Origin of the sequence: Synechococcus sp. Nb3U1, assembly GCF_021533835.1 — a bacterium.
GTDB lineage: Bacteria > Cyanobacteriota > Cyanobacteriia > Thermostichales > Thermostichaceae > Thermostichus.
The window spans coordinates 48291-61433 of the sequence record NZ_JAKFYQ010000004.1 but is presented as its reverse complement, the minus strand read 5'-3'; the positions used below and the strand labels follow the sequence as shown (position 1 = coordinate 61433).

Sequence of the window (13143 nt, the reverse complement as noted above, 5' to 3'; positions counted from 1 at the left end):
CGTCCGTCAGCTTTGTCAGTTTTTGACCCAATCTGGGGTGGATGTTCTGGATGGGGATGCCAGGATGGTGAAGCTGCTTTGCCGACTGCCTTGGTCTACTTTCACCAACATCCCCACTTTTTGCCCGGTGATGACCTGAAAGCTTTGCGGGGTCACATTCTCGCCTGCCCCTATTTGGGGGTAAATAACCTGAACCGAGATTTCGTCGGTACGCGCGGCTTTTCGGTGGCTTTTCGGCGTGATGGTCTGGAGCAAGTGTTGCGGTTCTTTCCTTTTTTTGCCCCCTACCTAGAGCAGGTGTTGTTGCCAGAGTGCAATGCCTTTTATTTGAACCCCCTGCTCCTTGGCGAGGGATCCCGTGTGGATCCCCATATTGACCGCAGTCTGCACTCCTATTGCAAAACGGTTCAACCGCCTGCTTGGGTGAGTGTGCTGTATCTGGAGGTGCCGGATCCCTTGCGGGGAGGGTCTTTGGTGCTCAGCCAAGGCAAACGACAGGTGGGCCAAATTCGCCCCAAACGGAATACACTGCTCTACTTTCAAGGGGATCTCACCCATGCTGTACAACCTTTAGAAAGCCCTGGATCCCGACTGAGTTTGGTGTGTGAACAATACGACTTGGAAGCTCTGGAATTAAGCTCCATCCCCGTAATGGTTATTGAATCGCGGGTGCGCATAAAAGCTGCGTTCAATTTGTGATTCAGCTTGTGATTCAGCTTGTGATGGGGTACACAGGAGGGAGCATACTGATGCCCACAGACTTGTCCACCTCACTCAAAACCTGGCAAGAGCGTATTCAGCGAGAACTCTGGCAGCAGGTCATCCCCTTTTGGCTCAATCACTCCCTCGATTGGCAGTGTGGTGGTTATTTCAACTGCCTAGATCGCAATGGCCAACGCTACGACGACAAAAAATATGTCTGGCTGCAGGGGCGGCAAGTATGGATGTTGGCGCGTCTTTGCCGAAGCTACCCTGAGCATTCTGACCAACATCGTTGGGTTGAAGCTGTGCAGTTGGGCCTCCACTTTTTGCGTCGGTTTGCCTATCGCCCTCAAGACCAACGGGTGTATTTCTGCCTAAGTCGTGAGGGGCAACCGGTTTATCTGCAACGGAAGATTTTCTCCGAGTGCTTTTATGTGATGGCCTTGGCGGAGTGTTCTCGTTTGTTCGGGGATCCCAATCTGATGCAAGAAGCCGAACGGGTGTTCGCTGCCATTTGGAGCTGGGTCGGTGGTAGCCCCTCCCATCCCCTCCCCTTGGGCCGTCCCCATTGGCCGGGATCCCCTGCGGTGAGCGAGTTAGCCATTCCAATGATCCTGCTGAATGTGATCGGGGAATTGGCGGGATCCTATCCAGAGCAAGAACAGTGGTGTTTGGCCCGCATCCGGCTGCACCATCGTCGGGAGCTGAATCTGGTTTTGGAAACTGTCGCTCTTGATGGATCTCTGTTGAATACCCCAGAAGGGCGGCTGCTTAACCCCGGTCATGCCATTGAAGCTGGCTGGTTTCTGTTGGAATACGGGGAGCGAATAGGGGATCCCCAGGGATCCCTGCGAACCATGGCCCTGGAGATGATCGCTGGGTCGTTGGAGGTGGGGTGGGATGCAGAATACGGAGGATTGTTTTATTTTCTGGATCGGGAGGGCTATTCTCCGGTGCAGCTGGAGTGGAGCCTCAAGCTGTGGTGGCCCAATTGTGAGGCGTTGGTGGCGACTCTGGCGGCCTACGGGATGACCGGATCTCTGGAGTGGTGGCAGCGCTTCGAGCAAGTAGCAAACTATACTTTTGCTCGCTTTCCGGATCCTGAGTATGGAGAGTGGTTTGGCTACCTAGATCGACAAGGGCGAGTTTCGCAACGGTTCAAGGGCGGCCCCTACAAAGGCTGCTTCCATGTGCCGCGTGCCCTGATGTTGGCAGATCAATGGCTGAGTTATGCCCTAGATCAGCAGGGAGTGAACCCTCAAAACAAGCGGCGATAAGCCTCCGGAAACACCTGCCCAATCAACGTCGGTTGTTCATAAACTCGCTTGAGGGTATTCAGGTCACGGCTGGTGATGCCAGGCACCCGCAACACCCGCCGATTGCCCGTGGCCGCCGCATGGTGACCGCCATACATTAGATCCCGCACATTCGGGCTATGCCCCCACAACCCCAAACCGTGCCCAATTTCATGCCGGGCAACCGCTGTCACTTCCGCCAGACCCTGTCCTTCCCCGATAATGATGCGTACCCGCTGCTGCAAAGAGCCATCCGAAGCGAAGAAAAACTCTGGACGGGCTGCCCCCGCCACCCCACCCCCAATCGGAGGAACACGATAAATGCTCAGCCCATAAAAAGCATCTTCCTCCTTGGCCACCACCTTCATCGGGATGTAAACCGACCAATCCTTCACCGCCTGCTCGACGAAGCTTTTCCATTGGGCGTGATCCGCCTGGATGTAAATCGGAATCGGGTAGATCGCCCACTGGACATAAGCCCCACCTGGCAAGCGCAAGTCGATCTCCTCCAGATAATCTCCAACGGATCGATCGTAGGTATAGCGAGCCAATCCGGGGGGCAACTGCAGACGCACCGGTTCCGGTAGCGCTTGAGCTTGGGCTTGTGCCTGTAGCGCTTCTACCCCAAAGCCATGAGGAGCCCAAGGATGCAGGGATCCCCAGCCCGCCACAGTCAGGATCAGAGCCATCGACCAGCCCATTACCCAAAGCCGTAGACTGCGTTGCATAAAAGAAGACATCAGACTGTGAGGAAGGTGTAGAATTCAATACGCGCTCAGAGATGCTGCTCCGTCAAGGGAAACTTGGGCGGATCTGGCCAAAAGATGACGGGCCAAGCGATCCGAATCACCGCTTGGGCCACCACAAGCCTGCCACTATCAAGCTAATGGCTTGGAGGGCAAACGTCGATAATGATACAAACAAGACATCCCCGCCCCGCGTGGGAGCCGATGCTTTTGCCAGGAGTGATTGTGGCGCCCCTCGACAAAGACAGCGATACACAGGGCCAACGCCGACAGGTTCGTCATGTCTTGGTTGTGGAAGATACCAAGGGACGACGCACCATCTCTCTGGAGGCCGCTACCTATTCCATCGGACGGGATCCGGCTAGTGCCATCATGCTCAATTCCAACTTTGTCTCCCGCCAACACGCCATTTTGTTGCGCATGCCAGGACTCAAAGGCAAGGGCTACCGGTTTCGCATTATCGATGGCAACCTAGAGGGCAAGCGCAGCACCAACGGCATCACGGTCAATGGGCACCGTGTTCAGGATCACGATCTGGTTCACGGCGACATCATCATCTTCAGCAGCGATGTGACAGCAGGCTATTACGCCAGTGCCAATCTGACGGATGAAGAATTTGATCGCTACACCGAACGGGTAGATTTTCGCAGTGTCAAGGCAGAAATTTCAGATCCCCACCAAACCCGGCTGGAGCGCCCCTCAAAAGGATGAGAGTTCATTCACTTGACCAGAGCCCCCTAGGCAGAGGGGTGAAAATGTGCCCTTCTTCCCAATTGCCAAAACTGTGGCAACGTTCGCATCCCCAGCGAAAGCCGTAGAGAGCAATATAGGCACACATCAGGGCATCCACTTGATCCTCGTAGTTTTTCAGGGAGCACCCTTTGAGGGATCCCACATCCACTTGTAATAGTCCCTCATGGCCTGATAGCGCTGGATCCGCTATTGTCAGCGACTGCAAATGCTCCTGGTAGAGATGCCACGCTTGTTGTCGTTCCTGCCAGGTACGTTTGGGGCGGGCTTTGTACTTGAGGGTACGGCTGAGGCCAAACAAGCTGACCATGGCACTGTGGGGAAAGACTTCGGTGATTTGTCGGGTGAGGATTCCCTGTTGGATCTCCGCTTGTTCCTGAAAGCCACAGTTAGATAAGGCTTGCACCAATACTTCTCCCCGTACCTGTCCATCCTTTTCCAATAACCGTCGATTGGCCGGGTGGGCTCCCGCTTCGTAAGCACGAAACACCTGGTTCAGCTCTGCTTCAGCTTGCCGTTGTCCAGTCATATTGGGGACACGCAATGGGGCATCCACGGCAAGCAAACAGGGATCCGTTCCCGCCTGGGTTTGAATGTAGTCCAGAATTTCTGCGTTGCTTTGCGCAATCCGGCTATCGACGAGGATCCCCGTCAATCTCCCCAGTTCAGGATCCCCGATGACTTGCAACGTCGCAATGCCAGAGGGATTACGGGGTGACCAAGCCAGATCTAAACCCATGCAAATCAGCTGAGCCACAAAACATACTCCCGTTACCCATGAAAATGAAAAAAAAGGATCCCCGAAGGGATCCCAATAGGCTAATTCAGGATGAGTTGGCGACAGACAAGATCGCCAACACCCGCAACCATTAGTAGTCGTAGTCACCCATGCCGCCGCCACCAGCCGCCGGAGCCGCTGGTTTCGGTTCGGGCTTATCCACCACAATCGCTTCGGTGGTCAGCACCATACCCGCGATAGAAGCCGCATTTTGCAGAGCCGAACGGGTGACTTTGGCCGGATCGACAATGCCCGCCTCGAACATGTCCACATAGACATCGTTCTGGGCATCGTAGCCAGTATCAAAGGGCTTCTCTTTGACACGCTCCAGCACAATTGCCCCATTTTGGCCGGCATTTTCAGCAATACGCCGCAGGGGGGATCCCAAGGCACGCGCCACCAAATTAGCCCCACTCAATTCATCCCCAGACAGGTTGGCCGCAGCCCACTCGGTAATGCCCGGAATGAGGTGAGCCAGAGTAGTACCACCGCCCGGAACGATCCCTTCTTCCACAGCCGCTTTGGTGGCATTGATGGCATCTTCCAACCGCAACTTGCGGTCTTTCATTTCGGTTTCGGTGGCCGCACCGACTTTGATCACCGCCACACCGCCAGAGAGTTTGGCCAAGCGCTCCTGCAGTTTCTCTTTGTCGTAGCTGGACTCAGTTTCTTCGATCTGCCGCTTGATCTGCTCGCAACGAGCCTTAACAGCCGTTTCGTTCCCTTCCGCCACGATGGTAGTGGTGTCTTTGGTAATGGTGATGCGACGGGCTGAGCCGAAGGAATCCACACGGGCGTTTTCTAGCTTCAGACCTCGATCTTCGGTTATCACTTCGCCGCCGGTCAGCACAGCGATATCCTCTAGCATGGCCTTACGGCGATCCCCAAAGCCAGGTGCCTTCACCGCAGCCACATTCAGCACACCACGCAGCTTGTTCACCACCAGAGTGGCCAGAGCTTCTTTTTCGATATCTTCGGCGATGATCAACAGCGGACGACCGGAACGGGCCACCTGCTCCAACACCGGCACCAGATCCTGAACCAGGGTGATCTTCTTGTCGGTGATCAGGACGTAGGGGTTTTCGAGGATGGCTTCCATCCGCTCCATGTCGGTGGCGAAGTAGGGGGAAATGTAGCCCTTGTCGAAGCGCATCCCTTCGGTGACTTCCAGTTCGGTGGTCATGGACTTGCCTTCTTCTAGGGAGATCACCCCTTCGCGGCCCACTTTGTCCATGGCCTCGGCGATCATCTGACCGACTTCATCGTCGTTACCGGCAGAGATAGCTGCCACTTGAGCAATGGCTTTGGAATCTTCCACTGGGCGAGCATGCTCAGCAATTTTGTCCACCAAGAACTTTACTGCCTTGTCGATGCCTCGCTTCAGGGAGATGGGGTTCGCGCCTGCCGCCACATTTTTCAAGCCTTCCTTCACCATGGCGTGGGCCAAGACGGTCGCTGTGGTGGTGCCATCCCCAGCGGCATCGTTGGTCTTGGAAGCAGCCTGACGGATCAGAGATACACCCGTATTTTCGATGTGGTCTTCCAGCTCAATTTCTTTGGCAATGGTTACACCATCATTGATGATTTGCGGTGCGCCAAACTTCTTCTCCAGCACCACGTTGCGCCCTTTGGGGCCAAGGGTAACGGCTACGGCTTCCGCCAGTACATCCATGCCGTGTTCCAGGGCACGACGAGCTTCTTCACTAAAAATGATCGATTTCGCCATGATCAACCTCTCAAAGTTGAAAGTGAAAAGTGAATGAGTAAGGACATTAGGACGGGATCCAGAAATCCGGATCTAGGGATCCAGTTAGATCCAACTACTGCCAATTACTGCCAATTACTGAACAATGGCGAGAATGTCGCGCTCAGCTAGCAGCACGTACTCATCGCTGCCCAGCTTGACTTCGGTTCCGGCGTACTTGGAATAGAGCACTTTGTCGCCTGCTTTCACTTCCATTGCCACCAGTTTGCCGTCATCGTTGCGCTTGCCGGGGCCAACAGCGGCCACTTCTCCCACTTGGGGCTTTTCTTTAGCGGTGTCGGGCAAGAAAATCCCACCCGCGGTTTTTTCATCCTGCTGAGCGATTTTGACCAATACGCGGTCGCCCAGAGGCTTCAGTGTAGAAACATTAAGAGCTACTGCAGCCATGACAAATATCCTCCGTGATGCCTAAAGCACGAAGCTGAAGGTTTTGAGTTGTGAACTAAGCTTGCGCAAATCGGAGTTTTAGCACTCTCGACTTACGAGTGCTAGTTTACCAGTCTAGTTTTCTCGCTGACAATAGCCCCTCCTCGCTGGGATCCCCCCTTTTGTCGGTGCGGTTGGGTACGGATCCCCCTACATTACGGGTTCATCGAAGCGCTGAACCGCTAAGGTCTCCTGGATACCGTGTTGAATACGGGCTTGATCTTTTCTCCAAGCTGGGTAGCCTGCTTCTGCGAAGCTAGCAGCAGCCATCCGAGTGGAGGGCAGTGGAGTGGAGTTATCTGGATTGTTCTATTATCTGGATCGTCCTAGAGGATGGAGCTGACGGGAGTCGAACCCGTGTCCGAGATGGGTAATGGGGGATCACTCATTCACAGGCTTAGCCCCTCTTACCCTAGGGGCGGGGAGCACCGTTTAGATCCCGGTGATGGGATGTCTCCGTCGGATCTTGGTCTCTCTCTTGACGGAGCCAAAGAAGAGAGCTGCACCCGTTGAGGGTTTGATCCGCCCACTTAACGGGGTCGTGAGGGGATCCTCGAGCTCAAGAGTAAGTTTTTAGGTTACTGAGCCTTAGGCAGCCAGAACGGCAGCTTTACGAGCAAAGGGTACGACGTTGTTCGCACGTACTTGTTTTGAGCCTGGTGATAACGGGATAAGCTCAATCCCGACCTGTATCATGAACCCTTGTTCGCCACCCCGTCGAAACCGTTACAGCCCCAGGGTTGACTTGATCCCAGCATAGCAAAAAACTCGAGACATTGCGAAGTGACTCTGCTAGGATGGTAAAGCTGCAAATTAGGGTCGGTAGCTCAGCGGTAGAGCATTCGGCTTTTAACCGATTGGTCCAGGGTTCGAATCCCTGCCGACCCATATCTACAAACAATCAGTCAAGTCACCAGTTCAGAACCCTGCACCGCCTAAATTTATTCGGGAATTATTCGGGAACGCTAGTCCAGCATCGCGCCTTTCCTGAACAGCCTTGCGAGTAGGCTAGCAGCGGCCTTTTGGAGCATTCAACAAGAATGATAAATATCCCCCATCAGAGGTTAAGGGAAGGTTAAATTCAAGAGACAAGCCAGTTGTCGTTGTAGAAGGATAGGTCATGACAGAAAGGGATCCATCTCGCTCGCCGGAACTGCAGGAATTTCTCTATCCTCGCCACTCCTACCACGGCACTTTTACCCCTGCCAACTTGGTGTTTGATGCCAATTTGCAGGAATTCAGCCAGCGGGTTGGTTATGTCAGTAACTTAACCGCCAACGGCAAGCTCACCCCGATAGAAGCTTACGGTCAGATTCGTCACTTTTGGAAAATCCTGAAACGCAGTTGTAAAGCACTGGGGATTGGGCAGGGGGAGTAGAGCTATTGAACAGGAAAGATCCTCGTCCAAAGTCAGAGTCTGTTGCCTTACCAGAGCGGGTGGAGATCTTGGATCCGCCGTATTTGATGGGGCGACAGGGCTATGTACTGGGCAAAGAATGTTGTGCTGAAACGGGGAAAGGCTGCCATGCGTGGACGGGGCGTTGGTTGGTGCAGATCGATGATCTGGGTGAAGTTTGGGTGGTCTCGCTAGAGGCCAGAGAGTTTCGCATACTGGGTAGGGATGGGCACAACTCGATTTCTATTTAAGGTTTGCTGTAGGTTTGGAATTTCTGGATCCCTAGAGGTACTCTGTCCACCCCTCAGTCATGATGAGGCTGACGAACCTGAGAAAAGGAGGAAAGCCTCATGGTTAATTTCTGTTGGGAAGAGTTAGGGAATGCGGGTGAGGTGAAGGTGTTGTCTTCTCCCTCTGTGGAACAAACCCTAACTTTGCTAGCAGAAGTGGCGGAACAGCAAGACGAAGTTCTTGTTTCTAAGCTCTGGCACCAAGTTCCAGCCCAAGAGACGATTATTGATGAGTGCCTCAGTGTATTGGCGAAGGTGGCGTTGTCCCTTTGGCCTAATTGGTATGGGCAAACACAGTGGTTCACTCAAAGCACTGCTGCAGAAGAGATATGGCTGAATCACCTCCGTATACAAGCCATCTCAGTAGAAGTAGATCCATCGATCTCCACTATGTGGTTGAAAGCGGTAGTCCCTTTGTGTGAGAACAATATTCCTCCCCAGTTAACAAAGCTTCCCAGATCTTTGCAGGTACAGCAGCTGATCAAGGCCATCAGCCCCAAGGGTTTAACCCTGGCTTTGGTCACCGATGATCCCCAGCCGCGCTCGATGTACCTGTTGGGTTTGGCAAAAGCAGCATCCTGGCTGGCTGACCAGAGTAAGGTTCGGGTTGTTTTGCTGGTACCTACTGCCCTTGCCCACCACGAAGAACTTGCCTCGATAGGATACAGTGCCCTTGAACTTCAACTGCCAGCACCTACTGAGTTCCTTGACACCTCGGTTAGAGTGGTTCTGGGCCAGAGGGGATCCCCTCATCCTGGCAGTCAGATGGAGCAGCTGCTGGCAAAGCGAATTGAATGTGATGCAGAGTTAAAAGGCTTGTTCAGCTTCAACCAATCTATACAAACCACTACGGGGCAGTCCTTCAAGGTGGATCTACTTTGGGAAGAGGGTAAGCTGATCGTAGAGCTTGACGGGGATGAACACAGAGGGAGGAATCGTTACACTGCTGATCGTCAGAGAGATTATGAGCTCGTGATTTCAGGTTATTTGGTTCTACGGATTTCAAATGATCAAGTGATGTCTGATTGTGAACGGGTGTTGGAGATGATCCGTAATGTAGTCAGGTTGCGCCCTAGGAGCCAAGCTTTGAATAACACCTTGGGAGCTTAATCCATGATACCTCTGTTGCCCAAGAACGAGATTTTGCTCTGGAGGATGATCCTGACTGGGGAAGAGCCCACGAAATCTCAGGTAAAGCCGGCGCATAGCTCCAGAGATAGAAAACCTCTGGAGGAGAATGGTCTAATTGAATACAAGACGCAAGTTAAAGGCGGGAAAAGATCAACCTGTTTGGTTCTGACAGACAAGGCTTGGGATTGGGCAACCAAGACTCCACCATCAGCCATCGAAAGGTCTAAATCGCCTCAGGCCGCAGCTGTATTGCAGTTGGTTCTAGCAAAGCTGGTGTCTTATCTTGAGCGGCAGAATCTGTCTTTGGTAGATATTATTCGTCCCCCGGAGCCTATATCCCTAGACCAAAGAATCCTTCTGTCTTGTCAGGAATTGGGGGGGCGACACCAGAGGGTTTATCTGTCTGATTTGCGCAAGAAGCTTTCAGATCTTCCCAGAAATCGCCTGGATCAAGAACTTCTGCAAATGGAGGCACAAGATCAAGTCGCAATCATGCCTCTAGATGATCCTCTCTCGATCACTCCCGAGATCGATGCAGCTGCAATTGATATCCTTGGATACAAAAAACACATTCTACGATTAAAAATTGAACAATGCTAGAAGCTCTGAAAGCACTAAAAGAGGCAGATTTTGATTGGGTAGTTCACCTGAAAAAGGTTTGGGAACTACAAAAGTTTGATGTACCTGATTTCCAGATCAATGTGAGAGAAAAATTATTTGATCGACTGAACAAGCTTTTTAGATCCTCTACGGCAGATTCTCCTTTAGGGATCCCATTGATTGGGGCTGGCGGGGCCGGGAAAACTCACCTGTTGAGCTTACTCAGGCAGTCAGCCTTTGAGCAAGGGGCAGGATTCGTACTGGTTGACATGACGGATGTACGAGACTTTTGGGAAACCTTGGTACAAGGTTATTTTAGCTCTCTCTTCATGGCAGAACCGAATGGTAGAAGCCAGTTACAGAAAATCATCGACCAGATTTTTACGCAGGCACTCCCTAGGCCTCAGACTTCGGAAGAGATTGCTGAGACACCTCAAGACTACTTGAGTGACTTGATTAATCGAGCTCTGCAATGGCTGTCTACTCAAGATCGCGTCCATACTCTAAAATATCGAGACTGCGTACGGGCAATTATTCTGGCTAATTCTAATGATTACACTGTTTCTGCAATCGGCACGAACTGGATACAAGGGTTGGAACTGGAGCCAGAGGAACGCAAAAAATTTGGTTTTTCGTCTGCTTCTCCTTCTCACAGTGAAGTAGCAGCAGGACTATCTTGGTTAATGAGTTTGCGGGGGCCTAGCGTGATCGCCATCGATCAGTTGGATCCCATTGTGATACAGCACCATACGGTCTCACCTGCTAAATCGACACCTCAAGAAGTGTTAGCAGAAGAAGAAAGACGAGCTTCAGAGAATATCATTCACAACATTGGAGCAGGCTTGATAGGTTTGCGGGATAATTCCTTCCGCTCCCTCATCGTTATTTCTTGTCTAGAGGCTTCCTGGGATATTTTAACCAAAACTGCCGTTAGCACCTTCGCAGCACGCTTTGAGCCGGCAGAAAGCTTATCTACTTCCCTTTCTGAAGAAATCGTGGCGAAGATGATCACTCTCCGCCTCTCGGATGCTTATCAAAAGACTGGCTTTGTCCCACCTTATCCTTCTTATCCTTTCAAACCAGAGTTTTTTCAGCAAATTAAAGGTCTATCTCCAAGACGTGTTTTGCAGCGATGTCATGAACATAGAGAGCATTGTCTAAAAGAGGGAAAAGTTATAGAGCTGGGATCCGCAACTTTAATTTCTCCGCCACCTAAAATCAGTGATTTCCGAGAAATTAGTCAGCAATTTGAAGATGCCAAAAGGAATGTTAATGTTGCACAGTACATGGCAGAAGAAAGTAAAGATGCTGACTGGAGCTCCTGCTTAACTTGTCTTTGTACTTTTCTCTTGATGGAGAGAAATCTCCCCGTAGGAATTGACGCGCAGGTCGATACTAATTTCCCTGGAGGAAAGACTTTCCCATTGCTCCATGCTAGAGCAAGATTAATTTTCCACCGTGAGAATGACCGAGAAAGACACCTTTGTTTCAGGGCTTTACAAAGAACGAACGCCAAAGCCTTCCAAGCTCGCCTCAATGCTGCGATCACGGCTTCAGGCATTGACCCAGCCCTCACGTTTAGAAAAATGATTCTGGTGAGAACCTCCCCGTTGCCCGGTGGCGAAAAAACGCAGCAATTGCTACAAAGATTCTTCACAGCTGGAGGGATCCACTGGCAGCCGACTGAAGAGGAGCTGAAGGTTTTATCAGCCCTTGAACAGGTTAGTACCCATTCTGCTTTCCAGTCTTGGATGCTCCAGGAGCGACCGCTCTCTAAATTGCCTGCACTTTCCCCGATAGCAGAGTGGCTGTTTGCAGGGATCCCTGACGGGCCACTAGAAGCATCTCCACCTTTTAATTTTGCTACCTCTGAAGAGCCATCTCAGGCGATTTCTACTGGGAGCCTGGCCAATCCTGTTATTCGGGAATCAACTGCTACAAAGCCAACGGCAAAACCACAACTGGACAAGCAACATATTTTTCTGGGGAGGTGCTTGTTGGGTAGCCGAGTAGGGGATCCTATTTTGCTTCCCATTCAGGACTTGGTGCGGCACACTGTTATTCTTGCTGGGAGTGGTTCTGGGAAAACCGTTCTCGTCAAGCGGATTGTTGAAGAAGCAGCATTGCTTGGGATTCCCTCGATTGTGATTGATGGGGCTAATGATTTAGCTCGCATGGGGGATCCCTGGCCATCTATTCCCGACTCCTGGGATGAAGAAGATAGAGCCAAAGCCGATCACTATTTTGAACAGAGTGAAGTAATCATTTGGACGCCCGGGCGAGAATCGGGGAACCCCCTTGCTCTATCTCCTTTGCCTGATTTTGGTGCTGTAGCTGGAGATCCTGAAGAGTTGGATCAGGCTGCTGATATGGCCCATGATGCCCTCCAAGATATTGTCGCTTCTGGAAATACCAGCACTGCCAAATTGAAAAGAGGCATTCTAAAATTAGCTTTAACGTATTTTGCAACTCATCAACCTGGCACCTTGGATGACTTTATTGAGTTGCTTTCTGACCTCCCACCTGAAGCTGGGTCAGAAATTAGTCAGGCTTCTAAAAGAGCTCTTGAGATGGCAGATCTTCTCAGGGCTGAAAAGGCCAATAACAGCTTACTGCGACAGAGTGGGACAGTATTAGATCCAGCGACTTTGCTGGGGTTAAATCAGACTTCCTCAAAAACGAGAGTGTCCATTATCAACTTGCTTGGGCTTACTAGTCTTTCTGCTCAGCAGCAATTTCTGAACCAGCTAGCCATGACTCTCTTTACCTGGATCAAGAAAAACCCAGCACCTCTCGATTCTCCTGTCAGAGGGCTATTGGTTATTGATGAAGCGAAGGATTTTGTGCCCTCTTCAGGAAGTACCGTCTGCAAACAAAGTATTAACCGTTTGGCAGCACAGGCTCGAAAGTATGGTCTGGGCTTAATTTTTGCTACGCAAGCACCAAAAAGTATCGATCACAACATAATTGCCAACTGCTTGACCCAATTTTTTGGCAAAGCCAGTTCACCTGCGGCAATTGATGTGGTTCGCAACCAAATTGCCTTGAGGGGAGGGACTGGTGATGATATTCCCACTTTGAAAGTAGGCCAATTTTATGTTTCCTCAGAGCAGCTATCTCCTCCCTGTAAGGTGAAAACCCCTTTATGTTTGTCTTATCATGCTTCCACTCCTTTGAATGAATCAGAGGTGCTAGAGCGCTCTTTGCGCACCAAGCTAGAAAAGAGCCGAGTTCTTCAGATTTCATGGCTTCCGAAATGAGTGT

At 51.5% G+C, this 13143-nt stretch carries 12 protein-coding genes, 1 tRNA gene and 1 other RNA gene; 9 read left to right on the top strand and 5 right to left on the bottom strand.

The features are described from left to right. Nucleotides 1–78 precede the first annotated feature (78 nt). Together L1047_RS16355 and L1047_RS16350 are read left to right on the top strand one after the other, a co-directional pair. Nucleotides 79–699 (top strand): 2OG-Fe(II) oxygenase, encoded by a 621-nt coding sequence (locus L1047_RS16355; RefSeq protein WP_235280163.1) that lies wholly within the window; start codon nt 79–81, stop codon nt 697–699. 50 nt (nt 700–749) lie between these two features. Next, the gene (locus L1047_RS16350; RefSeq protein ID WP_235280162.1) at nt 750–1979 is read left to right on the top strand and encodes an AGE family epimerase/isomerase; all 1230 of its coding nucleotides are present in this window, start codon (nt 750–752) and stop codon (nt 1977–1979) included. Here L1047_RS16350 and L1047_RS16345 read toward each other — a convergent pair. Beyond that, nucleotides 1961–2725: a hypothetical protein gene (locus tag L1047_RS16345; RefSeq protein WP_235280161.1), complete on the bottom strand. Its 765-nt coding sequence runs from the start codon at nt 2723–2725 to the stop codon at nt 1961–1963. The two genes, L1047_RS16350 and L1047_RS16345, sit on opposite strands and share 19 nt — an antisense overlap. Nucleotides 2726–2947: 222 nt before the next feature. On the opposite strand from L1047_RS16345, the gene L1047_RS16340 reads away from it, so the two are divergent. Continuing rightward, the gene (locus tag L1047_RS16340) at nt 2948–3454 is read left to right on the top strand and encodes an FHA domain-containing protein (RefSeq protein ID WP_235280160.1); all 507 of its coding nucleotides are present in this window, start codon (nt 2948–2950) and stop codon (nt 3452–3454) included. A gap of 4 nt (nt 3455–3458) precedes the next feature. Here the strand turns inward: L1047_RS16340 and L1047_RS16335 are convergent, their stop codons facing one another. The 4 genes from L1047_RS16335 to ssrA form a co-directional block, all read right to left on the bottom strand. Then, nucleotides 3459–4250, bottom strand: a complete 792-nt coding sequence (locus L1047_RS16335) for a DUF429 domain-containing protein (protein ID WP_235280159.1) — start codon at nt 4248–4250, stop codon at nt 3459–3461. A 112-nt stretch (nt 4251–4362) separates the two neighbouring features. Next, nucleotides 4363–5997 carry a chaperonin GroEL gene (gene groL / locus L1047_RS16330; RefSeq protein ID WP_235280158.1) on the bottom strand — a complete coding sequence of 545 codons (1635 nt, stop codon included), beginning with the start codon at nt 5995–5997 and terminating at the stop codon, nt 4363–4365. Nucleotides 5998–6111: 114 nt separating this feature from the next. Continuing rightward, nucleotides 6112–6423 (bottom strand): co-chaperone GroES, encoded by a 312-nt coding sequence (gene groES, locus L1047_RS16325; protein WP_235280157.1) that lies wholly within the window; start codon nt 6421–6423, stop codon nt 6112–6114. A 370-nt stretch (nt 6424–6793) separates the two neighbouring features. After that, nucleotides 6794–7198, bottom strand: a transfer-messenger RNA (tmRNA) gene (ssrA, locus tag L1047_RS16320). Nucleotides 7199–7278: 80 nt separating this feature from the next. On the opposite strand from ssrA, the gene L1047_RS16315 reads away from it, so the two are divergent. From L1047_RS16315 to L1047_RS16290, 6 genes are all read left to right on the top strand, one after another. Next, nucleotides 7279–7350 (top strand) — tRNA-Lys (locus L1047_RS16315). A gap of 232 nt (nt 7351–7582) precedes the next feature. After that, nucleotides 7583–7840 (top strand): DUF7219 family protein, encoded by a 258-nt coding sequence (locus L1047_RS16310; protein WP_235280156.1) that lies wholly within the window; start codon nt 7583–7585, stop codon nt 7838–7840. A gap of 5 nt (nt 7841–7845) precedes the next feature. After that, nucleotides 7846–8109 carry a hypothetical protein gene (locus L1047_RS16305; RefSeq protein ID WP_235280155.1) on the top strand — a complete coding sequence of 88 codons (264 nt, stop codon included), beginning with the start codon at nt 7846–7848 and terminating at the stop codon, nt 8107–8109. A 99-nt stretch (nt 8110–8208) separates the two neighbouring features. Beyond that, nucleotides 8209–9258, top strand: a complete 1050-nt coding sequence (locus L1047_RS16300; protein ID WP_235280154.1) for an endonuclease domain-containing protein — start codon at nt 8209–8211, stop codon at nt 9256–9258. Nucleotides 9259–9261: 3 nt separating this feature from the next. Next, on the top strand, nt 9262–9879 hold the full coding sequence (locus tag L1047_RS16295; protein WP_235280153.1) for a hypothetical protein: 618 nt from the start codon (nt 9262–9264) through the stop codon (nt 9877–9879). Then, the gene (locus L1047_RS16290; protein ID WP_235280152.1) at nt 9873–13139 is read left to right on the top strand and encodes a helicase HerA domain-containing protein; all 3267 of its coding nucleotides are present in this window, start codon (nt 9873–9875) and stop codon (nt 13137–13139) included. Before L1047_RS16295 ends, L1047_RS16290 begins: the two co-directional genes overlap by 7 nt. Nucleotides 13140–13143 lie beyond the last annotated feature (4 nt).

What these genes read in the sequence shown, in the direction of transcription:
- L1047_RS16295 (WP_235280153.1), top strand. Translation starts at nt 9,262, where the DNA reads ATGATACCTCTGTTGCCCAAGAACGAGATTTTGCTCTGGAGGATGATC.
- groES (WP_235280157.1), bottom strand. Translation starts at nt 6,423, where the DNA reads ATGGCTGCAGTAGCTCTTAATGTTTCTACACTGAAGCCTCTGGGCGAC.
- L1047_RS16300 (WP_235280154.1), top strand. Translation starts at nt 8,209, where the DNA reads ATGGTTAATTTCTGTTGGGAAGAGTTAGGGAATGCGGGTGAGGTGAAG.
- groL (WP_235280158.1), bottom strand. Translation starts at nt 5,997, where the DNA reads ATGGCGAAATCGATCATTTTTAGTGAAGAAGCTCGTCGTGCCCTGGAA.
- L1047_RS16310 (WP_235280156.1), top strand. Translation starts at nt 7,583, where the DNA reads ATGACAGAAAGGGATCCATCTCGCTCGCCGGAACTGCAGGAATTTCTC.
- L1047_RS16340 (WP_235280160.1), top strand. Translation starts at nt 2,948, where the DNA reads ATGCTTTTGCCAGGAGTGATTGTGGCGCCCCTCGACAAAGACAGCGAT.
- L1047_RS16290 (WP_235280152.1), top strand. Translation starts at nt 9,873, where the DNA reads ATGCTAGAAGCTCTGAAAGCACTAAAAGAGGCAGATTTTGATTGGGTA.
- L1047_RS16350 (WP_235280162.1), top strand. Translation starts at nt 750, where the DNA reads ATGCCCACAGACTTGTCCACCTCACTCAAAACCTGGCAAGAGCGTATT.
- L1047_RS16345 (WP_235280161.1), bottom strand. Translation starts at nt 2,725, where the DNA reads ATGCAACGCAGTCTACGGCTTTGGGTAATGGGCTGGTCGATGGCTCTG.